23 protein-coding genes are annotated in these 20,293 nt (G+C 37.4%); 12 read left to right on the top strand and 11 right to left on the bottom strand.

The features are described 5' to 3' along the window. Positions 1–118 precede the first annotated feature (118 nt). Complete coding sequence (locus F960_RS12665) at positions 119–595, bottom strand: CinA family protein (protein ID WP_004865724.1); 477 nt, start codon at positions 593–595, stop codon at positions 119–121. 195 nt (positions 596–790) lie between these two features. Here F960_RS12665 and F960_RS12660 point away from each other — a divergent pair, with 195 nt between their 5' ends. Both F960_RS12660 and F960_RS12655 read left to right on the top strand, forming a co-directional pair. Next, a complete protein-coding gene (locus F960_RS12660; protein WP_004865723.1) occupies positions 791–1,555 on the top strand; it encodes a COG4705 family protein in 765 nt (254 codons plus the stop codon). 288 nt (positions 1,556–1,843) lie between these two features. Continuing rightward, entirely contained in the window at positions 1,844–2,077 is a 234-nt protein-coding gene (locus F960_RS12655; RefSeq protein WP_004865721.1) for a hypothetical protein, read from the top strand. 157 nt (positions 2,078–2,234) lie between these two features. Here the strand turns inward: F960_RS12655 and F960_RS12650 are convergent, their stop codons facing one another. Together F960_RS12650 and lhgD are read right to left on the bottom strand one after the other, a co-directional pair. Beyond that, positions 2,235–3,539, bottom strand: coding sequence for an MFS transporter (locus F960_RS12650; RefSeq protein WP_004865718.1), 1,305 nt, complete (start codon positions 3,537–3,539; stop codon positions 2,235–2,237). A gap of 41 nt (positions 3,540–3,580) precedes the next feature. Next, the gene (gene lhgD, locus F960_RS12645) at positions 3,581–4,789 is read right to left on the bottom strand and encodes an L-2-hydroxyglutarate dehydrogenase (protein WP_004865716.1); all 1,209 of its coding nucleotides are present in this window, start codon (positions 4,787–4,789) and stop codon (positions 3,581–3,583) included. Between the two features lie 21 nt (positions 4,790–4,810). Here lhgD and F960_RS12640 point away from each other — a divergent pair, with 21 nt between their 5' ends. Next, positions 4,811–5,518 (top strand): GntR family transcriptional regulator, encoded by a 708-nt coding sequence (locus F960_RS12640; RefSeq protein ID WP_004865712.1) that lies wholly within the window; start codon positions 4,811–4,813, stop codon positions 5,516–5,518. 340 nt (positions 5,519–5,858) lie between these two features. On the opposite strand, the gene F960_RS12635 is transcribed toward F960_RS12640, so the two are convergent. The 6 genes from F960_RS12635 to tusD all read right to left on the bottom strand — a co-directional run bounded on the left by F960_RS12635 (position 5,859) and on the right by tusD (position 8,800). Next, a complete protein-coding gene (locus F960_RS12635; RefSeq protein WP_004865710.1) occupies positions 5,859–6,302 on the bottom strand; it encodes a universal stress protein in 444 nt (147 codons plus the stop codon). Positions 6,303–6,460: 158 nt separating this feature from the next. Next, positions 6,461–6,901 (bottom strand): universal stress protein, encoded by a 441-nt coding sequence (locus tag F960_RS12630; protein WP_004865709.1) that lies wholly within the window; start codon positions 6,899–6,901, stop codon positions 6,461–6,463. 505 nt (positions 6,902–7,406) lie between these two features. Further along, positions 7,407–7,718, bottom strand: a complete 312-nt coding sequence (locus F960_RS12625) for a TusE/DsrC/DsvC family sulfur relay protein (RefSeq protein WP_004865708.1) — start codon at positions 7,716–7,718, stop codon at positions 7,407–7,409. A gap of 27 nt (positions 7,719–7,745) precedes the next feature. Further along, a complete protein-coding gene (locus F960_RS12620) occupies positions 7,746–8,030 on the bottom strand; it encodes a DsrH/TusB family sulfur metabolism protein (protein WP_004865707.1) in 285 nt (94 codons plus the stop codon). Between the two features lie 6 nt (positions 8,031–8,036). Beyond that, a complete protein-coding gene (locus tag F960_RS12615) occupies positions 8,037–8,387 on the bottom strand; it encodes a hypothetical protein (RefSeq protein WP_004865705.1) in 351 nt (116 codons plus the stop codon). A gap of 44 nt (positions 8,388–8,431) precedes the next feature. Then, positions 8,432–8,800, bottom strand: coding sequence for a sulfurtransferase complex subunit TusD (gene tusD / locus F960_RS12610; protein WP_004865703.1), 369 nt, complete (start codon positions 8,798–8,800; stop codon positions 8,432–8,434). A gap of 72 nt (positions 8,801–8,872) precedes the next feature. Here tusD and F960_RS12605 point away from each other — a divergent pair, with 72 nt between their 5' ends. The 6 genes from F960_RS12605 (at position 8,873) to F960_RS12580 (ending at position 14,851) form a co-directional block, all read left to right on the top strand. Next, complete coding sequence (locus F960_RS12605; protein ID WP_004865701.1) at positions 8,873–9,877, top strand: NAD-dependent epimerase/dehydratase family protein; 1,005 nt, start codon at positions 8,873–8,875, stop codon at positions 9,875–9,877. A gap of 154 nt (positions 9,878–10,031) precedes the next feature. Further along, complete coding sequence (gene fumC / locus F960_RS12600; RefSeq protein WP_004865700.1) at positions 10,032–11,426, top strand: class II fumarate hydratase; 1,395 nt, start codon at positions 10,032–10,034, stop codon at positions 11,424–11,426. A gap of 156 nt (positions 11,427–11,582) precedes the next feature. After that, positions 11,583–12,437, top strand: a complete 855-nt coding sequence (locus F960_RS12595) for an Imm49 family immunity protein (RefSeq protein WP_004865699.1) — start codon at positions 11,583–11,585, stop codon at positions 12,435–12,437. Positions 12,438–12,635: 198 nt separating this feature from the next. Further along, complete coding sequence (locus tag F960_RS12590) at positions 12,636–13,127, top strand: hypothetical protein (protein WP_004865697.1); 492 nt, start codon at positions 12,636–12,638, stop codon at positions 13,125–13,127. Positions 13,128–13,396: 269 nt separating this feature from the next. Further along, a complete protein-coding gene (locus tag F960_RS12585; protein ID WP_004865695.1) occupies positions 13,397–13,999 on the top strand; it encodes a nitroreductase family protein in 603 nt (200 codons plus the stop codon). Positions 14,000–14,248: 249 nt separating this feature from the next. Beyond that, positions 14,249–14,851, top strand: coding sequence for a nitroreductase family protein (locus F960_RS12580; protein WP_004865694.1), 603 nt, complete (start codon positions 14,249–14,251; stop codon positions 14,849–14,851). 436 nt (positions 14,852–15,287) lie between these two features. Here the strand turns inward: F960_RS12580 and F960_RS12575 are convergent, their stop codons facing one another. Further along, positions 15,288–16,508, bottom strand: a complete 1,221-nt coding sequence (locus F960_RS12575) for an MFS transporter (protein WP_004865693.1) — start codon at positions 16,506–16,508, stop codon at positions 15,288–15,290. 7 nt (positions 16,509–16,515) lie between these two features. After that, entirely contained in the window at positions 16,516–16,941 is a 426-nt protein-coding gene (locus F960_RS12570) for a MarR family winged helix-turn-helix transcriptional regulator (RefSeq protein WP_004865692.1), read from the bottom strand. A 231-nt stretch (positions 16,942–17,172) separates the two neighbouring features. Between F960_RS12570 and F960_RS12565 the strand changes: the two genes are divergently transcribed. From F960_RS12565 to cydB, 3 genes are all read left to right on the top strand, one after another. After that, positions 17,173–17,595 (top strand): DUF2946 family protein, encoded by a 423-nt coding sequence (locus F960_RS12565; protein WP_004865690.1) that lies wholly within the window; start codon positions 17,173–17,175, stop codon positions 17,593–17,595. Positions 17,596–17,851: 256 nt separating this feature from the next. Continuing rightward, entirely contained in the window at positions 17,852–19,288 is a 1,437-nt protein-coding gene (locus tag F960_RS12555; RefSeq protein WP_004865688.1) for a cytochrome ubiquinol oxidase subunit I, read from the top strand. Continuing rightward, on the top strand, positions 19,281–20,285 hold the full coding sequence (gene cydB / locus F960_RS12550; protein WP_004865686.1) for a cytochrome d ubiquinol oxidase subunit II: 1,005 nt from the start codon (positions 19,281–19,283) through the stop codon (positions 20,283–20,285). Before F960_RS12555 ends, cydB begins: the two co-directional genes overlap by 8 nt. Positions 20,286–20,293 lie beyond the last annotated feature (8 nt).

The raw sequence follows: 20,293 nt of genomic DNA, 5'->3' as shown, positions 1-20,293 counted from the left end.
AAATTTAAATCAAAAAATATATATGTTTCACGAGAATAATAAATTTATTTTGTAATTCATTATCTTATCGTGATAATAGAATCACAAATTAGGTGGATAAATCAATATTTTAAATTATTCAAGCTTTATCAATGATGCCTAAAATTTCACATGCAACTAAATCGGTGAGTGTATCCAATTTTTCAAGCGGCTCACCGTGTATAAAATATTTAAACTGATGAATTTTGTTATGAAAATAAATACAGATAAAAAAGGTACCGACAGGTTTATCAGCTGTGGCACTGCCACCGGGTTTAAGTAAGCCTGTACAACTGACGATAATATCTGCCGCGGTGAATAGCTTTTTACCTTGAATCACCATTGCTTCCGTGACTTCAGCAGATTCAGCCGTATGTATTTCGATGAGTTTTGGATCAACATGTAAAATCGAAACTTTAATGCTAGGGTCATAACTGACCAAGCCACCAAGCAAAATATCAGCACCACTGTTTTTATAGATTGAAAATTGGCTGGAAAGATAGCCAGAGCTAGCACTTTCAATAAAAGCGACCGTCAATTGCTGATTTTCCAGTACATCGCAACAATGCTTTAGCATTTTATTTCCCCAAAATTACAGCTTGATTTATACGCCTGATCGAAGATTTGATATCAAATTGATTTTCAGGCATTTGAAATGTCAATAGACACTCATAACTACATATAGGTTTAACATTTTTTGAAGGATAAATTAAGGAAAATTTCATGTAAAAAGTTTGAACTAGTAGGCATTATTTATCGCTTGGATTGTATGATGCCAAATCAGGAGCTGAATCATTTTTTAATGAAAGTACCACAGGTCACGGCTTTATTTTGGATCTGTAAAATATTTGCAACAACCTTTGGTGAAACGGCGGGTGATGCCTTTTCAATGTCTCTGAATTGGGGATATTTGCTCAGTACTTTTTTATTTGCGGCTATTTTTCTGGTTTTAGTGTTTTTCCAGATCAGATCTAAACAATATCAACCCGTTTTGTATTGGGCGACGATTATTGCCAGTACAACAGTTGGGACGACGCTTGCAGACTTTGTTGATCGTTCACTTGGAATTGGCTATTTTGCCGGTAGTGGTTTGTTACTCATTTTAGTATTGGCTTCATTATTTATTTGGTATCAAAGCCAAGGTTCAATCGCCCCACAAAATATCAATTCACCACGTGTTGAATTATTTTATTGGATCACGATTACGTTTTCACAAACGTTGGGTACGGCTTTGGGTGACTGGTCAGCAGATTCAGCAGGGCTTGGATATGTTGGTGGAATATTCCTGTTTAGCGCACTGATTATTGTGATCTTAATGTTGTATTTTTTCACTTCAGTTTCTCGAACTTTGTTGTTTTGGAGTGCTTTTGTACTGACTCGACCTTTGGGTGCTGTAGTGGGCGATTTTCTGGATAAACCTTATGCTCAAGGTGGACTTGATCTCAGTCGGTTTGGAGCATCATTTGTGTTGCTGTTATGCATCGCCGTTTGTATTTATTTTTCGCAAAAAATACAGCCAAATTTTGCTCACAAATAAAAATAGCCAAAGTTTTTATAAATGACATCGTACTGTCACAAAAATTTTGCACACTATATGAAAAATATAACAACATCTTCTCAGCGTAAAGGCTGTGAAACTACGGTCTGCCCACTTAAGAGATTAAGTGGGTTTTATTTTGCTTAAATTTTATAAAAAAACGGCATATTGGGGTGTCCATGTGCGGGTCTGGATACTTATTCACCATTCATTTTCAGTTAAGACTTTCAACTTAAAAAAAAGCTGTTATAACTAGAAATAAAGCGGATATGAAAATGAGGGTGCAAGATGAAAACTACCGTGAAATATGTCGTACTTAAAAGTAAAGATTACCAACTTGGCACAGCTTTATTTGAAGAAAATATCGAAGCAGGGGGCGAATATTTTGATCAAATTCCATCGGTGATCCAATATCAAAATCATGATTTTAGAGTTAAATCTAAAGAACTCACACGTAAACAAATTTTTGATGATTTTGAAGAATCACAAACTATTTTAGTGAAAGTGATCGCGATGAATTAATTTTATTTTGTGAATCGTTAAATGAAATATTTATTTCATTTTCAAGTCTAAATTTAAAAAACTAAAAGATAAAAAAGGGAAATGTCTCTGCATTTCCCAAGTGACTACAGCGCAGTCAGTCTTATGGTCTTTTTGTTTTTATCTCTGATTGCTTCTCTTAGTTTTTGTGTTTAGAAAAGCGGTAGCCTTGATCACAGCAAGCTGCAACCACTACAAGAACAGCAGCAATCAGCAAGATCACAATGACCCCAGTCGTTGAATGTGTTGGTGATGAAGCAACCAAACCGAGTGCACCTAAAGGGGCTAAACCACCTGCAATTGCAGTTCCAATTTCACGACCTGTACCAACGCCTGTAGAGCGGTTTTCCACTGCAAACTGACGACTCAAAAAAGAACCTTGTGGTGCAAACATCATTGGCGCAAGGATGCCTGTACCGATTGCGATAGCCAGATAGATCGCCGTATTATTTGCCGTTTCAAGTAATAACATGAATGGATACGCAAAAAGTACAGACAAACAACCCCCTAAAATAAGTACCTTTTTACTGCTCCAACGGTCACATAACCAACCAAAGAATGGCACACTAAAGATGGCAACTAAACTGGCGATTGTCACTGATAATGAGGTGACATGCGCGCTCACCCCTTGGAATTGAGTCAAATAAGCCAAAGAGAATGTTTTAAAAATATAGCTCAGTGCGTTATAACCAATAGCAAGTACAAACACCACCATTAAGCCTTTCATATTGGTTCTGAGAATGTCTTTAAAAGGATTGGTTTTGACTTTCTCAACATGAGCCTCTTGATAATCAGGCGTTTCAGGCAGGCTTTTACGTACCCAAAGACCAATCAAAACCAAGATAAAGCTGAGAATAAATGGAATACGCCAACCGCCATTGACCAAAAATTCTTCGCCATTTAATGTCAGTACAAAAATAGTCAGTGAAGAAAGGAGTAAGCCTAGATTTAAACCGAGTGCTGGCCAAGCACCTTGACTGCCACGTTTCGCATCTGAGGCATGTTCATATGAAGTAACGGCTGCTCCAGCAAGTTCAGCACCAGCACCAAGTCCTTGTATAATGCGGAAGAAAACTAAAAGTGCAGGGGCCCAAAGACCGATACTGTCATAGGTTGGAATTAAGCCAATGGCAGTGGTACAAACCCCCATGAGCAAGAAGGTGACAAATAACATTTTCTTACGGCCAAATTTATCGCCAAAGTAGCCAAAAAACATACCGCCGACTGGACGGGCGATAAAGCCAATCGCGAAGGTTGCAAAAGCTGCCATTGCCGCATTGCTTGGATTGGATTTATCAAAAAAAACTTTACTAAATACAATCGATGCCATCGTGGCATAGAGATAGAAGTCATACCATTCAAGCATAGAGCCGACAATGGTTGCTGTTGCGACTTTTTTTAATCTTTTCGATCGTTCTTGTTCAGTTTCAAGAGCGGGGTTCATATGATATTCCTTTATTACGCTATAATTTTTTTCAGTCAAAATTAGTCGTGCGTCATGACTTCACGCACAATATATTCCGCAATTGCTAAAGAGGATGTCGCACCAGGAGAAGGAGCATTGCGGATATGAGTAATATTGCCTTGCTTACGGATCACAAAATCATCAACGAGAGAACCATCTGATTCCATGGCTTGTGCTCGGATACCACGTGTTGCAGGTGTAACCGAAACATTTGCCAATGACGGCACATATTTGGCTGCTTCGGCAACGAAATTGGTTTGACTGAGCACAGTACGTAGTTCACGCATCGCAGCAGGCATATTTTTTGAAGAGAATTTCCAAAAACCTTTATAGGTTAAAAAATCATAAATATCTGAAATATTAAATTTTTTACCACTATAATTTTCACGACCAAAAGAAATAAAAGCATTTGGTCCTATAGTCATTTGACCATCAATGCGTTTGGTGAAATGCACACCCAAAAATGGATATTTAGGATCTGGCACAGGATAGATCAAACCTTTAACATGGCTTTTAAACTGTTCATCAATCACATAATATTGCCCAAAAAATGGCACAATTTTCGGTGTTTCTATATCCCCAGAGTGCGCAGCTAGGCGATCAGATTGCAGCCCTGCACAGGCAACAACATAGTCAAAAACTGTTGAATAATGCTCATTATTTTCAAAATGAATCGATACTTTATTATTTTTTTCAGTAAGACGAACAACCTTTTGCCCGAGGACAATTTCACCACCTTTGAGCTTAATTTCTTCAGCAATTTTGCAGGCAATTGCACCATAGCTGACAATCGCCGTACGAGGTGAATATAAAGCTTTTGTGCCAATACAATTGGGTTCTACGTCCTGAATTTCGCTGGCATTTAGCATGCGTACATCAGGAACTTGGTTGGCTAGAGATTTTTGGAAAATAGTATCTAAACGTGATTCTTCTTCTTTTGAAAGAGCAACGACGACTTTGCCACATTCATCATAAGCCACGTCATTTTCAGCACAAAACTGTTGAACCAGTTCAGCACCACGACGACATAAACGTGCTTTTAAACCACCTGGTTCATAATATAAGCCCGCATGTACTACGCCAGAATTATGGCTTGATTGATGCTGTGCAACGGCATTTTCTTTTTCAAAAACCGTGACTTTTGCATCAGGAAAATCAAGAAGAATCTGACGAGCAACCGCAAGTCCATTGATTCCACCCCCGATAATGGCATAATGTTTATTTGTCATGTAATTTCCTTGTGCATCTCTATGAAATTGATCCAACAACCAAAGACCTTAACTGAAGAAGCATTTGAAATTTTGCAAGATGCCATCATTAACAACCAATTACAATTTAACGTGCTTTATTCAGCGACTGAATTGGGGCAGATGCTCGGCGGTATTTCTCGTACTCCAGTCCGTGAAGCTGCACAAATGTTGGAAAGAATCGGGATTGTCAAAATTGAAAAAAACAAAGGTATCCGTATATTACCGACGTCTTTTGCAACCATGATCGAATCTTTCCAAATTCGTTTGATGCTTGAAGTTCCCTTGATTCGCCGTGCTGCAGAAGTTCGCACAGAACAAGATCTACAGCAATTGAATACAATTTTTGAAAATTTCAAACAACAAGCAACTTCGGGCGATGCCACTGGTACGCTCAAAGCTGACCGTGATTATCATTTGGCTTTACTACAGATCGTAGGGAATCAAAAAGCGATTGATATTATTAGCAATACTCGAAATCAGGTGTTGATTGCAGGTTCTGCAACCATTCCTCATTCGCGGAGTTGTATGCAAACTTTTGAAGATCATTTGGAACTTCATCAAGCGATGTTAGATGGCAATGCCGAAAAAGCTGCAGAAGCAATGAGGGCACATATCATCAACACAGCAACGCTGTTGATTCACCAAGAATCTGAGAAAAGACAAAACTGGTCAGATTATCAAAACAGTGACGATCTCAGTTGGATTTAAAGCATTCTTACATGTTGCATGCAACATGTAAATAGATTTTAACTAAGCTAAGGTAGTCTTTTATGTACTACCTTTGGCGAGTGCAATGTTGAAGTAAGTGGAAAGAGGGCTTTATTTTTTAAAATAATAATAAATTAGTAATATGATAATAATCACAACAATTAATAAAATATACTCGGTACTATACATATTATGCTCACAACATTTTTTTTAAGTTTAATTGAAGATTATTAAAATTTTACGACATTATAATCAAGAAAATTAGATGAAATAATATTTAAAAATGATAACAATTAAAAAACCTACAGTAGCTGTAGGTTTTTTAAATTTGTATGAAGAATTATTCTTTCACGATCAGTACAGGAATCACAGTTTGAGCAAGTACATCAAGTGCAAAACTTCCGAGGAAGAATTTTTGGAAACCTTTACGACCATGAGAACCCATGACGATGAGATCTACATTTTTGCTTTGAGCAGTTTCCTGAATCGTATCTGCTGAAACATATCCCTTAACGATTTCAGTTTCAATTGTTACGCCTTCTTTGGCAGCCAATGCTTTCACTTCTTCTAGTGTTTTTTCAGCATTCTCATAGGCCTGAATCAAATAGTCTTTGATTGCGACTGAGCTATAATAAAAATCTGCACCAGAGAATGGATCTTCTGCAACTAAGCTAATTGCGGTCAATTTACAGTTAAATGCTTTAGCAACAGAAACTGCATGTTCAACAGCTGAAAGTGAGATTTTTGATCCGTCTACTGGCACTAAAATATGTTGATATGACATACAATTTTCCTCAAGATTATTTACTATATTTTATTTATTGATAACATAACTTTTGTGACTTGGCAAACCTTATTTATCATTTTAATCTATTGATTTTATTAAAATTAAACCCACTAAAAAAGTAGGTTTAATTTCATGCTTTGCTATTTTTTGTACAATTATTTAACAATAAGAACAGGCAATCGTGATTGAGTTAACACTTCTTGAGCAACACTACCTAAAATAAACTTTTTAATTCCTGAACGTCCATGCGAACCCATGATAATCAGATCAGCATTGACTTCATCTGCAATGGTGACAATACCAATTGCAGGAGGGACTTCACGTATAATGCGAGTATTGACGACAAAACCACGCTGTTCTAAGGTTTGTTTAAGATTTTGTAGACGACCTTCTGCATTTTTCTCAGCTTCAAAAATATGATCGGTAATTGAAGGCGCAACTTTATAAAAATCAACACCTACAAAGGGATCAATTGCGACCACACTGACTAAGGTAATTTGTGCATCAAAAGCTTGGGCAATGTCTTGTGCATGCTCCATCGCAGCATAAGCAATAGGGGAGTCATCGATCGGGACAAGTATATGTTGGTATGGCATTTTTGATTTTCTCCTTAATCATCTTTAGACTTATTTATAATAAACATCATTTAAATTGAAAACTCAATGCCGAGAAAAATATAATTTGAGATTGTTAAAAAATAAACTATATTTTTAAAGTTCTAAACAGGGACTTTTAAAATGAAAATAAATTTCATTCATAAATTAAAAATGATCGGTATATGAGTGGAAAGTATCATACGGTCACATTTGCTGTGAGTCATTTAATTTACATTGCGTAGACAATGTTTCTTACTTTGTTTTCGGACAAATGAGAAATATATTTCGCAAGAAAACCATTTGTCGAACAAATGGGCATACATCCTGAGCAATTTTTAAAGCACTGCTTTAAAAAATGCGGAACTCCCTTGTTCGACGGACGGCATCCTGCCTTAATTGCAAATTTTCTTTTATTCTCATTCTAGTCATTAAAAAAGCGATTTATTCATCATAAATCGCTTTTCTTCATCATAAATCGCTTTTCTTCATCTCTCATAAAGAGTTCTTATAAACAGTTTGCAGGCTTGGGAATGCCAGCCAAACGGCTCAGATGGCGTGCGACCAATCCTGTTTTAAATTGTTCTTGGAGAACAGCATTGGAAATATCAGGGCTTACAGACTTGGTCAAAAATTTGATCAAGGGGCGTGTCGCAGGAGAATGTCCAAATTGTTGATAAAACTGTCGCACAGCATGCAAAATTTCAAAATGCCAAGGCGTCAGTTGTAGATCAAGGGTATTTGCCAATTGCTGGGCTACTTCTTGATTCCAAATGGTGTAATCAAGTAAATGTCCGTCTTGATCTAATTCTAAATTCATAAAAATAGCCTAAGCAAATCTAAAAGTTTATTGTAAACGAATACAGCGAGTAAATTGCAATACCAGTGAAGCAAATGCAGAGTAATCCATCTTTTGGATTAAATCTGGCAGTGCCGTCGGCAAAATTTCTGCGTCATTTTCCAGTACATAAAGATTTGGAAAACTTTTCAGCAAGGTATGCTCACAGAACAAAACGGCATCGCCTAGCAAAACGACATGATCTTCAGCATTGGCAATTTGGTTAAGTTTGTCAAAAACAGATTCAGTTTGTTTGAAATTTGACTGAATGAGATAGAGTGTTTGATTGTTCATTGCTTATCACCAACACAAAACATGGTCAAAAGATTGAATTAGTTCACGATTAAACTGAATAAATTCAATTTCCTGTTGAGAGTCTGTAACAAATGGATTGTTCTTATCCTTATTTTCTACCAGAACTGGAGTCAAATCATAAAATTCAAAGCTATCAACCATATTGGAAGCAAGCTTGAAGGCGTGTTTGATTTGATTAAATTCAAGCTCGGATTTTAATAGACTCAACGCTGCATCTTGGAGTAAGACTTTGACTTCACAACCAAAAGTCGCAAGCACCATTGTTGCAGACAAGCTTTCATGGACTTGCAAGCTATTGAAATTTGCTTGAGTTAATATGACGAGTACAGATTTCACACAATTTACCTTTTAAAAGCAACATTCAATCAAAAAATAACGACTTAGAATTGAACTAGACGCGTTGCAGATTGAACAGCATCAGCAAGTTCTCCCAAGCCAACAAGTTCAAAGCCTTGAGCGAGGTTGGATGCGCTGATTTGATGTCTTTGAGCATTGTCCTGATCAGTTATGCCTCGTGCCAATGCAGCGCTAACACACACAGGAAGTCGAATCGAAAGATTTTGCCATGCTGTGGTTAGATTTCTTTGATCGTCAGGAACCCACTGTAAGGTATTCGCTGTACTTACACCATCTTGATAGAAAAACACTCTGAAATCTTGATGTTGAGCTTTGAGTGCCTCTGCAAGACCCAAAGCATGCCATGCATGGATGGATGTTGGAGCGGAGGTGATTAGCAATAAGGTACTCATATATCTTCACTTTAGAATATGCATTTTTAGAAATGCAGTCTTACACGGACATAAAACATAGGGCATTATACAATGATTTTAGTGACTGGTGGTTTAGGCTTTATAGGCTCGCATGTGGTTTTAAGCTTGCTAGCTCAAGGGCAAGAGGTCGTTATCGTTGATAATCTAGCCAATGCAAGTTTACAAACTTTAGAAAGATTAGAATATATCTCGGGTATGTATATCCCTTTTGTCAAAATTGATATACGTAATACACCAGCTTTGAATAAAGTTTTTGAACAATATTCAATCCAAGCTGTGATTCATACTGCTGGCTTTAAATCTTTGGAAGAATCCGTTTTAAAACCACTTGAATATTATAATGATAATGTCAGTTGTATGATGAGTCTATTACGTGCAATGCAACGTACTGGGGTTCGAACTTTAGTTCATCTTTCAAGTTTGACGGTTTATGGCATTTCTAGCTTAGAACTCGACGAAGAAACACCTTATAAATTTGCTTATCCAAATCCATATATCAAATCTCAGCAAATGGTCGAAGAAATTTTACGTGATACATGCAGTACGGATAGTGAATGGCGTGTGGCGATTTTACGACTGAGCAATGTCGTAGGCGCATTTGAACATGGTGTGTTGGGTGAAGTTGTCAACCAATTACCAAAAAATATCGTACCACTGGCATTGCAAGTGGCTGCGATGCAACGTGACGCAATTGAACTTCAAAGCAGTGCAGATACGGCTGATGGCACTGTAGAACGTAGTTTTGTGCATGTCCTCGATAGCTGTGAGGCGATACAAAAAGCGCTGATTTGGCTGCAAGACAAATATGGTGTTTGTGAAGCATTTAATATTGCTGGTGAAGTGCATTCGATCAAAGCACTTTTACAAGAGATTGAAAATGTCACCCAAACCGAAATAAAAGTCTTTGATGCTCAGGAACAACGCAAAGAACTGGACCAAGTTGGCTCAAGTAGTCAAAAAGCTTTAGATGTATTGCAATGGCAAGCGAAACGACCACTGAAACAAATGATCGAAGATGAGTGGCGTTTTTATCAAAATACGTTGAACAATCGCTAACAGAAATAATCATCATGATATTATTTGATAATGATTATTATTTACATAAAGATCAAGCTCGGTATAAAATGGGCTTAATGAAATGTATTCAGTGCGCGATTGCTCAATATCCTGAAACATGTAGTTGAAAACTTGATGAAAATAAGAGGTGAATATGCAAACTCGTATCGAACATGACACCATGGGTGATGTTGAAGTTCCAAGTGAAACCATGTGGGGCGCACAAACTCAACGTAGTGTTCAAAATTTTAAAATCGGCAATGAGCATATGCCTCGCCCAATGATTCGTGCAATGGGCTTAGTCAAAAAAGCTGCAGCGATCACCAATGCTGAGCTAAAACAGATTCCAGAAGAACTTTCTAAATATATCGTTGATGCAGCAGATGAAGTTATTGCTGGAAAATGGGACTCTCAATTTCCACTGGTGGTTTGGCAAACAGGTTCAGGCACGCAAAGTAACATGAACTGTAACGAAGTGATTGCCAATATTGCGAACCAAAAGCTTGGCAATCCACTTGGTTCGCAAAAACCAGTCCATCCAAATGACCATGTCAACCGCGCACAATCAACAAATGATTCATTCCCTACAGCGATTCATGTTGCTGCAGCATTACAAATCAATGAATTATTAATTCCTGCTGTTAAGCGTCTAAGTGCCACATTTAAACGTAAATCAGAAGAATTTAAAGATATTGTTAAAATTGGACGTACCCATTTACAAGACGCTACGCCGTTGACTCTAGGTCAAGAATTTAGTGGCTATGTACAGCAACTGGACAATGGTGTTGCACGTCTTGAGCAATCATTGGTTTGGTTATATCAATTACCACTTGGCGGTACAGCGGTAGGTACAGGACTAAATGCACATCCTGACTATGCAGAAAAAGCAGCTGCAGAATTGGCAAAATTGACAGGACTGGATTTTGTTACCAACCCAAATAAATTTGAAGCTTTAGCGGGTCGTGATGCTGCGGTATTTGCTTCAGGTGCATTAAAAACACTTGCTGCAAGCTTAAATAAAATAGCCAATGATGTGCGCTGGCTTGCTAGTGGTCCACGTTGTGGCTTGGGTGAATTGCATATTCCTGAAAATGAGCCAGGTTCAAGTATCATGCCAGGTAAAGTTAACCCGACACAGTGTGAAGCCATGACTATGGTGGTTGCACAGGTCATGGGAAATGATACGACGATTAATATCGCTGGTGCATCAGGAAACTTCGAACTCAATGTATTTATGCCTGTCATTGCATTTAACTTGATCCAATCGATTCAGTTATTGGGTGATGCATGTAATAGTTTTGACGAACATTGTGCTGTGGGTATTGAGCCAAATCGTGAAAAAATTGATTACTTCTTGCATAACTCATTGATGCTCGTGACAGCGCTGAATCCTGTGATTGGTTATGAAAATGCTGCAAAAGTTGCGAAAACAGCTTATAAGCAAGGTAAGACCTTAAAAGAAGTCGCCGTTGAATTGGGCTTTGTAACACCTGAACAATTTGATGAAGTGGTCAAACCTGAGAAAATGGTGTATCCAAATACCAAATAATCAGTTTTGCATGATCTAAAAATAGACTTTCTAGGGTGTTTTAAATGCCCTAGATTTTTTTTAAGTGCATTTTGGGGGAAATATGTGGACAAAAGCACTGAAAAATTAATGTGGGTTCGAATTGATCCAACAACGAAAAATAATTGAGAAAGAAAAATGTCTGATCTAAGCAACTGTGAAGCCTTTCAAAAAGCATTAGCCCATGTCATTCAACATGCAGAATTTAATGAAAATACAGTTAGTTTGATTGACTACATTACTAATGATAAAGGTAATGTGCCATTTTGTACTGGAATGTTGGGGAATTATTCTGAAGCTAATGCAATGGTATCTTGGTTTCGGGATGGTGATTTAATTGCTTTTAAACAGTGGTGTTTTATTGCAGCTAAATTGAGTCGTATGGAGTTTCAGTTTGATGCTATAGAATGGTTTCCAGCCTATAAACATTTATATGCTTTGTTATCTGATAACGAAGAAATCATTTCTTGGTATCGTCAGCACCGAGTATCTTATGACCGACAAGGCTCGATTAAAGACAGAGATCATCCACGTAAACCAGATTTCCATGGTTATCAATTGATTTTGGCACTTAATCATGAATGGGAGCTTTTACGAGAACGGTGTGATCTCATCTTAAATGCAGATTTGAAGAAGGATCGTAAGTACTTAATAGATCATCGCTTTTATCTTGCATTGGCAAATGGAGATAAAACCGAAATGGAAAATGTATTAACAGAACTTACGAGTCCTAAAATTGCCAAGATTCGTAATCATGAATTTGCATTTACCTTTACTGAACATTTTATAGCAACACATGCGGTAATTTATACGAAATTGGCTTGGAGAAATGGTTATCAGCTCGATATAGATACGCCGTGGATACCGAAAGAGTGGTTAGCAATCGCGCCTTTAGATCAATATCCTGAACCGTGGGCTTTCTTAGAAGATTTTGATATTTTCACGGCCTTAGAAGGTGAATGGAAAGATTATTCTCTTGCTAGGGGAAAGTAATGTAAAAGGAAATTCGTTTCTACTCTTTATTTTAGGATATGTTTTTGCCAAGACCAATTCGTGATATTGACATTGCATTCGTTGTCATAATTGCTAAAATGCCGTTCTCCCTCTGTTTGTGTTTATTTTGATTCGTCCAATATTTACGAATCAAGCATAAATATGATCAAAACAGATGCTTATCAAAGGAAATTTTCAATGCTCGAAATATATTTAACAGATGTTCAAGAAAAAGTTCAGTTTAATGACTATCCGGGTGACCATCCTGTTAAATTTATCCTCAATCTTAAAAAAATCTTTCCAAGTGTGATGGAACTTTTGCTTCCAGTATTGCCTGAAAATGAAAATCTAGAAGAAATGACATGGGAATCAACAACTCAAGATTTTGAAATCTTTAAAAAATTATTGAGTGGTTGGGGTGTGATCGAGCTACGTTTAACTGCGATTAGCCAGTATAAAGATAAAAACTTTGCTGACCAATTGGCTAAAAAAGCCCAAGCTAAACGCAAACAATTTGAAAAAGAGCAAAAACAACTTTCAAATACGGAATTAGACTATTTATTTATGCATGAAATCCATGCTTTGATCGATGCTGAATTGATTGAATTGGGTGAAAAATTTTACTTGCCAACGCTACGTGACAACTGGAAAGATGTAGTGAATAGTAAAGTTTTAAATGCAAAATTTTAAGATAAAAATGATTTAAAATCGCGAAGCACAAAGCATAGTGACAGGATTGTGGCTATGCTTATATCCATTTAAAGGATTTAAATAATAACGAATAAAATGACAAGTAAATCACAATTTATAGTTTTTGTGTTTATATATTATTCTATGTAATAAAACTTGGTAATTGTTTGACATTTAACCTAAGCTTTGTACAAAGCTGTTAAAATTTTTTTTGTATTTTTAATTTGTCTTTTAAAAGTATTCCACAATCAAAACTTAGGAACTTTATAATGTCGAATCAATTTTTAAACTTAATAAAAAACCGTCGAACCATCTATGCCATTGGAAAAAATCTCTCACAAAGTCCTGATGAATTGACGACTTTGATCGAAGATGCGATTGCAAATAGTCCTTCAGCTTTTAACTCACAAACTTCACGTGCAGTGATTTTATTTGGTCAAGAACATCAACATTTTTGGGATATCGTCAAAGATGTTCTAAAACCATTTGCACCGACAGAAGATGCCCAACAAAAAACCAATGCAAAAGTAGATAGCTTTGCTGCAGGTGTGGGTACGGTTTTATTTTTTGAAGATCAAGATGTGGTGAAAAGCCTACAAGACCAATTCCCTTTATATGCAGACAATTTCCCTGTATGGGCTGAACATTCAACAGGTATTGCACAGTTCTCTGTATGGACTGCTTTAGCTGAGCAAGGAGTAGGCGCATCTTTGCAACATTACAATCCATTAGTCGATGAGAAAGTTCACCAGAAATGGAATGTGCCTGGCAATTGGCAACTCCGTGCCCAGTTGGTCTTTGGTTCTATCGAAGCACCTGCAGGTGAAAAAGAATTTATGGATCGTGAACAACGATTCAGAGTTTTCAAATAAGTATTTTATAAGAAGGATTCTGATCAGAATCCTTTTTTTTAAGCCTGATTTTTATTTTTGAGTGTTTTAAAAAACTTTAAGTATTTTCATGGGCTTGAAACGCATTTAGTACAAAATAATAGTTGGAAAATACGTGAATATTTGGTTTAATTTTCACGTAATAGTTAGTCAATTATTTAGTTAGATAAACTAAACAATATTTTTAAGTGTTAAGTATTTCCTCGGGGAAATATCAAAGGATTTTTTTGAATGTCTAATCAGTTTTTAAATTTACTTCATAATCGCCGTACAATTTATAATATTTCACGTAATGTGAATGCATCTCCTGAACATTTGACTGATTTGATTCAGACTGCAATTAAGCAAAGTCCTTCATCTTTCAATTCTCAATCATCTCGTGCAGTCATTTTGTTTAATGGCGAACATGAAAAATTTTGGAATTTTGTTAAAGATGCTCTAAAAGCCTATGCAAAAGATGAGGCATCTGCGGCTAAAACCAATGCCAAAATTGATACCTTTATCGCTGGATTTGGCACAGTATTATTTTTTGAAGATATGAATGTGATTAAAGGTCTACAAGACAAGTTCCCATCATATGCTGATAATTTCCCAATTTGGGCAGAGCATTCAACAGCGATGGCACAACTTGCGACTTGGGCGACATTGCATGAAGAAGGCTTAGGCGCTTCTTTGCAACATTACAATCCTATCGTTGATGAGCAAGTTCATGCTGAGTGGGATATTCCTGCAAACTGGAAACTACGCGCACAACTTGTTTTCGGTTCAGTTGAAGCACCAGCTGCTGATAAAGCCTATATGGATGATGCTGAGCGTTTTAAAGTATTTAAATAATTAAGCCTTATACAGATAAAAAAACTTCCTTTAGGGGAAGTTTTTTTATTTAAACGAAATCTATTTTTTGAATAAAAAATAAAGCTATTTCTTTGTCGATAGCGATATATTGAGTTGAAATAGTTTGTTTAAATAGGTGAAAGTTGAAAGTTGAAAGTTGAAAGATTGTAAAATGAAAATCCAATGATAAAAATGCCACGTTATAAATAGCCTAAGCAGTAGTCTACCTAAGAACTTAGAAGAATGATAAAACAGAGGGGAGAGATAGACTGATAATGATTCATCATTGTTTGATTATTTTTATTATAAATCTGATAAATCACTCTCTTAATGAAGTTTTAAAAAATGCTTTTAATTGAAACCTAAATATTTTGCGAAATAGACAATTGCGTATGCATCAAGATTGGTCCATACGCAAAAGTATTAATAAAACGTATTAATGTTGCAAAGTCATTTCTTTGCTTCTACTTGCACTTTTACCGTGAAGGATAAAGTAAATTGCGATACAAAGAAGGGCGACTATTCCACTATAAAAATAAAGCTGTTGATAGCTCATATAGTCGAGTAATTTACCGATTAAAAATGGTCCGAAGCCTAAACCGCCGTCTAAAAAGATAAAGAAGGTCGATGTTGCGAGTCCCATTCTTTCAACTGAAGTGCTTTTGACTGATATGGTTTGGCAGACGGATTGGATATTACCAAATCCAAAACCGAGTAAGGCAGCACAAAGCAATAACATCCAAGCTTGATGGACTTGACTGAGTAAAAAGAGTGAAGTGGCCAAGATTAGAAATGCAGGATACATAATGATATTTTCGCCTTTTTTATCAAACAATCGACCTGTAAATGGACGAGAGATTAAAATGGCGATGGAGTACATTAAAAAGAAAAAGGTTGCAGCGCCAACCAAATCTAAAGACTTGGCATAAAAATGCACAAAAGAGAGTACCCCAGAGTAACAAACTGATGCGATAAAGATCACGATTGCAATAGGCAAAGCTTTAGGTTCGATATATTGAGCAATCCAACTTGGGCGATTGCTTTGCAAGCTTTGAGACGCGGTGTTGCTATTCAGTTTCTCTTCAGGCAAGGAAGGGACTTGGAGTACTAGACTAGTCAATAGGCAACTAAGTGCAATAATACTGGAGATGGCAAATATAGCTTCATAGCCGACATTGAACATCAGCCAAATCCCGAGGAAAGGACCAATCGCTGTACCCAGTGTACTACTCATGCTGTAGTAGCCGATTCCCTCACCACGCCGTGATGTAGGTAAGATTTGTGCGATGATTGTTCCGAGTACAGTAGATGCCATACCCATCATGAAACCATGCATAGCACGGATAAAGAGTAAGAAGCCTGTACCAAGATCAAAAAAATAAAAACCTGAAAAAATCAGAAAGCCAATCAGGGCAATGATCAGTGTACTTTTACGTCCAAAACGAGCCAATAATTTTGCGACAAATAATCGACCAATCAGCGTACCGACGATGAATAAACCAGAAATTAAACCTGCTTGAGCTGTGCTTGAATGCAGTTCATTGACGGCATAGCCAACGATAACTACAACAAGGAGATAAAATGTTAAAACCAATTGGAAGTTGATTGCACTGCAAAGTACAAAATTTCGCGTCCACAATGGCGCTTGGGTGTTCATATTAAACCTATTTCATCAGTTGAAGTTGTTGCATGACCAATTCCATGGTTTGTTCAGTGACCTCGATCTGTGAGGGAGTCAGGATTTGCATGATTTGCTGCTCAAACATCGCGATACGATCTTTACAATGATCATGTAGCGATAAGCCATGCTCGGATAAACACAAAAGTTTTTGTCTTTTATCTTGGCTTTCGAGTAGCGTTAGCGCACCCAGTTTCTGTAGTGCTTGGATACGCTTGGTAATAGACGGTTTAGAGACATTTAAATACTCTGCGATATCGATAGACGTGCAGCGTTGTTTAGAATGAATCACAAATAATACTTGCCAAAGCGAGTAATTGAGTTGATAAGGCTCCAAAATTTTATTCAGTTCATCGCTCATCAAACGTGAACATTTTTGGATCTTAGAACGGAAAGTATAATGATATGTCATAATATAGTTAACTAAGCTAACTAAATAAAATAAATATACGCTTAAGCAATAGCCATTGCAATCACTACGTTATTTTTCACGGAATATTTTGTGAAATTATTCTAAATAAAGCCTTTTAAAATATGTTTTTATAAACTATAGTGGTTCTTAGAAAGTTGATCGTGGCGCTCGGAATTTATACAATACGGTGCTATGATTATTAGGTCGAAAAACTGCTAGGTTTGAGATTGAATGTTAAGACAGAGTGGGTTGTTGCTTGCTATAGCAACAGTGTTTTTACAGATTGCGGTATTTTTACAGCCGCTATTGCCAGAGCAATATCAAATTGCTCCGGTCTGTGAGACAGTGACTCATTCTATTTTCCACCCTGAACAAACACATGTTCATCATCACAATACATCAAGTTTTGGATATCATTTTATCAATCATGATCAAATGAGTTCAGATCACGATCACCACGATGCAAATCATCAATGCCAATACTGTACAGTCTATGGCAATTTGATTTTGCCTCCTGAACTTGGTGTCAAAGAAGTTTTAGTGCGGATACAAGTACGTTTATTGGCATTTGCTGAAAGTTTTAAGCATGTCTATTTTGCACTTCAACGTCTATTTCTGATCCCCCAAGGTCGAGCCCCACCATTCTTTGCATGATTTTATTGGTTTTGACGTTTCGTCAATTCGATTTCTTATTTTTCATGTAGAGAAAACTTATGTTGATATCTTTCTTTCCAGAATGGCTGAGAGACAGACAGCCTATGGCTTTATTAAGTTTTGCTTATCAAGCAGCAATAATAAAGCTACATACATTATGTGCAATTTCACATTATTCTTGCTTAAAGAATAAGCAGAATTTAATGAATAAAAATGTGCTTAATCACATGAATTTTTCAAAAATAAAGGTGATGGTATGACATTAGGACTTACTGCACTTGAATTGGCTCGTATTCAATTTGCATTTACTGTTTCGTTTCACATTATTTTTCCAGCAATTTCGATTGGCTTGGCAAGCTTCCTTGCAGTACTCGAATGGCGTTGGTTAAAAACCAAAGATCCTGTTTATCAAGATTTATTTAAGTTCTGGATTAAAATATTTGCTGTCGCCTTTGGTATGGGCGTGGTTTCGGGTGTGGTGATGAGCTATCAGTTTGGGACAAACTGGAGTGAGTTTTCACGTATCGCAGGTGGTGTGACAGGGCCACTGCTGGCTTATGAAGTATTAAGTGCGTTCTTTTTGGAAGCCGGATTTTTGGGCATTATGCTGTTCGGCTGGGGGCGAGTTGGTCCCCGTGCACATTTCTTTGCAACCTTGATGGTTGCAGTCGGAACATGTATTTCTATGTTCTGGATTTTGTCATCAAATAGTTGGATGCAGACTCCTCAAGGTTTTAGCATCGAAAATGGCATTATCGTACCGCAAAATTGGTTTGAAATCGTTTTCAACCCGTCATTTCCATATCGTTTAGCGCATATGGCAGCGGCAGCATTTTTGGTTGCTGCGTTATTGGTGGCTTCAACTGCTGCATGGCACTTACTCAAAGGTCGCCGTGATGCTTTGGTTAAAAAATCATTTTCTATGGCGCTTTGGTTGATCTTGGTGCTTGCGCCATTACAAGTTTTGATCGGTGATAATCACGGATTAAATACTTTGCATCATCAACCTGCAAAATTGGCTGCGATCGAAGGTCACTGGGAAACCAATAAAGGTGAAGGCATGCCTTTATATTTATTTGGTATTCCTGATATGCAAGAAGAACGTACTAAATATGCGCTTGCGATCCCAAATATGGGTAGCTTGATCATGACCCATACCCTTGATGGTGAAGTGAAAGGTTTGAAGGAGTTTGCTCCCGAAGATCGTCCAAACTCTCTCGTAGTGTTTTGGAGCTTCCGTATCATGGTTGGTCTTGGCATGTTAATGCTATTGCTTGCTGTACTTGGGCTGTGGTTACGCCGTTCAGATCGTTTGTATGAAAATAAATGGTTCCAGCGTTTTGCTTTATATATGGGACCTTCAGGTTTTATCGCATTGCTTGCTGGTTGGTTTACTACAGAAGTCGGTCGTCAACCTTGGGTTGTTTACAATGTCTTGCGGACTAAAGATGCTTTATCTCCAGTTTCAGCTTCGCAAGTGGGCATTACCTTGATTATTTTTGTATTGGTGTACTGCGTGGTCTTTGGGATCGGGATCTATTACATGCTGAAATTGATGCATAAAGGTCCTGAATTTATTCATGCAAGTCCAGTTGATCATGCTGAATTAGGACAAACACCGATGCGTCCATTGAGTGCCGTTGAAGAAAGCCTAGATGGGCAAGATCAAAAACAGGAGAAAGACCATGATTGATTTATCTCTGCTATGGATTGTCATTATCGGAATCGGTGTATTGATCTATGTCATTCTGGATGGTTTTGATCTTGGAATCGGTATTTTATTTCCATTTGTCAAAGATACGCACGAACGCGATGTATTGATGAATACCGTTGCACCCGTTTGGGATGGCAATGAAACATGGATGGTCTTAGGTGGAGCAGGCTTATTTGCGGCATTTCCATTGGTTTATTCAACCGTATTATCCGCGCTTTATATGCCAATTATTTTAATGGTCATCGCGTTGATCTTCCGTGGTGTGGCATTTGAGTTTCGTTTTAAAGCCAATCGTACTAAACATCTTTGGGACAAAGCATTTATCGGTGGTTCAGTCTTTGCAAGTTTCTTGCAAGGTGTGATCCTTGGTGCTTATATCCAAGGGATTAAAACCGTCAATGGTATATTTGCTGGCGGAGGAATGGATTGGCTCACTCCATTTTCAGTCTTTACAGGCATTGGTGTGGTTGTGTTATACGCAACTTTGGGTTGTGGTTGGTTGATATTTAAAACCGATGCCGAAATCCAAGACAAAATGTATAGCATGATGCCAAAATTGATTATTGCTGTATTTATCATTTTTGGTCTGGTGAGCCTTTATACACCACTTGCGCATCCAGAAATTGCGGCACGTTGGTTTAGTATGCCTCAGTTGATGTATTTTAGTCCTGTACCGATTTTAGTCTTGGTGTTTACCGCTTTGGCTTTACGCGCCTGTAAGCAACGCCGTGAACTGAGTCCATTTATCTATACATTGGCTTTGGTTTTCCTTGCTTATACAGGATTTATCATCAGCTTATGGCCTTATGTGATTCCACCTTCAGTGACCATTTGGCAAGCTGCAGCGCCTGCAAATAGCCAATTGTTTGCCTTGATTGGTGCATTGCTTTTGATTCCGATTATTTTGACTTATACCATTTTCTCGTACTGGATTTTCAAAGATAAAGTACGTGTAGGTGATGAAGGTTATCACTAGGAGCGAGT

Origin of the sequence: Acinetobacter gerneri DSM 14967 = CIP 107464 = MTCC 9824 (assembly GCF_000368565.1) — a bacterium.
In the GTDB taxonomy this organism is placed as follows: Bacteria; Pseudomonadota; Gammaproteobacteria; order Pseudomonadales; family Moraxellaceae; genus Acinetobacter; species Acinetobacter gerneri.
The sequence above is the reverse complement of the archived record's forward strand: the minus strand, read 5'-3'. Positions and strand labels throughout refer to the sequence as shown.

Coding starts and splice junctions, on each gene's coding strand:
- F960_RS12665 (WP_004865724.1), bottom strand. CDS start 595: ATGCTAAAGCATTGTTGCGATGTACTGGAAAATCAGCAATTGACGGTC.
- F960_RS12660 (WP_004865723.1), top strand. CDS start 791: ATGCCAAATCAGGAGCTGAATCATTTTTTAATGAAAGTACCACAGGTC.
- F960_RS12655 (WP_004865721.1), top strand. CDS start 1,844: ATGAAAACTACCGTGAAATATGTCGTACTTAAAAGTAAAGATTACCAA.
- F960_RS12650 (WP_004865718.1), bottom strand. CDS start 3,539: ATGAACCCCGCTCTTGAAACTGAACAAGAACGATCGAAAAGATTAAAA.
- lhgD (WP_004865716.1), bottom strand. CDS start 4,789: ATGACAAATAAACATTATGCCATTATCGGGGGTGGAATCAATGGACTT.
- F960_RS12640 (WP_004865712.1), top strand. CDS start 4,811: ATGAAATTGATCCAACAACCAAAGACCTTAACTGAAGAAGCATTTGAA.
- F960_RS12635 (WP_004865710.1), bottom strand. CDS start 6,302: ATGTCATATCAACATATTTTAGTGCCAGTAGACGGATCAAAAATCTCA.
- F960_RS12630 (WP_004865709.1), bottom strand. CDS start 6,901: ATGCCATACCAACATATACTTGTCCCGATCGATGACTCCCCTATTGCT.
- F960_RS12625 (WP_004865708.1), bottom strand. CDS start 7,718: ATGAATTTAGAATTAGATCAAGACGGACATTTACTTGATTACACCATT.
- F960_RS12620 (WP_004865707.1), bottom strand. CDS start 8,030: ATGAACAATCAAACACTCTATCTCATTCAGTCAAATTTCAAACAAACT.
- tusD (WP_004865703.1), bottom strand. CDS start 8,800: ATGAGTACCTTATTGCTAATCACCTCCGCTCCAACATCCATCCATGCA.
- F960_RS12605 (WP_004865701.1), top strand. CDS start 8,873: ATGATTTTAGTGACTGGTGGTTTAGGCTTTATAGGCTCGCATGTGGTT.
- fumC (WP_004865700.1), top strand. CDS start 10,032: ATGCAAACTCGTATCGAACATGACACCATGGGTGATGTTGAAGTTCCA.
- F960_RS12595 (WP_004865699.1), top strand. CDS start 11,583: ATGTCTGATCTAAGCAACTGTGAAGCCTTTCAAAAAGCATTAGCCCAT.
- F960_RS12590 (WP_004865697.1), top strand. CDS start 12,636: ATGCTCGAAATATATTTAACAGATGTTCAAGAAAAAGTTCAGTTTAAT.
- F960_RS12585 (WP_004865695.1), top strand. CDS start 13,397: ATGTCGAATCAATTTTTAAACTTAATAAAAAACCGTCGAACCATCTAT.
- F960_RS12580 (WP_004865694.1), top strand. CDS start 14,249: ATGTCTAATCAGTTTTTAAATTTACTTCATAATCGCCGTACAATTTAT.
- F960_RS12575 (WP_004865693.1), bottom strand. CDS start 16,508: ATGAACACCCAAGCGCCATTGTGGACGCGAAATTTTGTACTTTGCAGT.
- F960_RS12570 (WP_004865692.1), bottom strand. CDS start 16,941: ATGACATATCATTATACTTTCCGTTCTAAGATCCAAAAATGTTCACGT.
- F960_RS12565 (WP_004865690.1), top strand. CDS start 17,173: ATGTTAAGACAGAGTGGGTTGTTGCTTGCTATAGCAACAGTGTTTTTA.
- F960_RS12555 (WP_004865688.1), top strand. CDS start 17,852: ATGACATTAGGACTTACTGCACTTGAATTGGCTCGTATTCAATTTGCA.
- cydB (WP_004865686.1), top strand. CDS start 19,281: ATGATTGATTTATCTCTGCTATGGATTGTCATTATCGGAATCGGTGTA.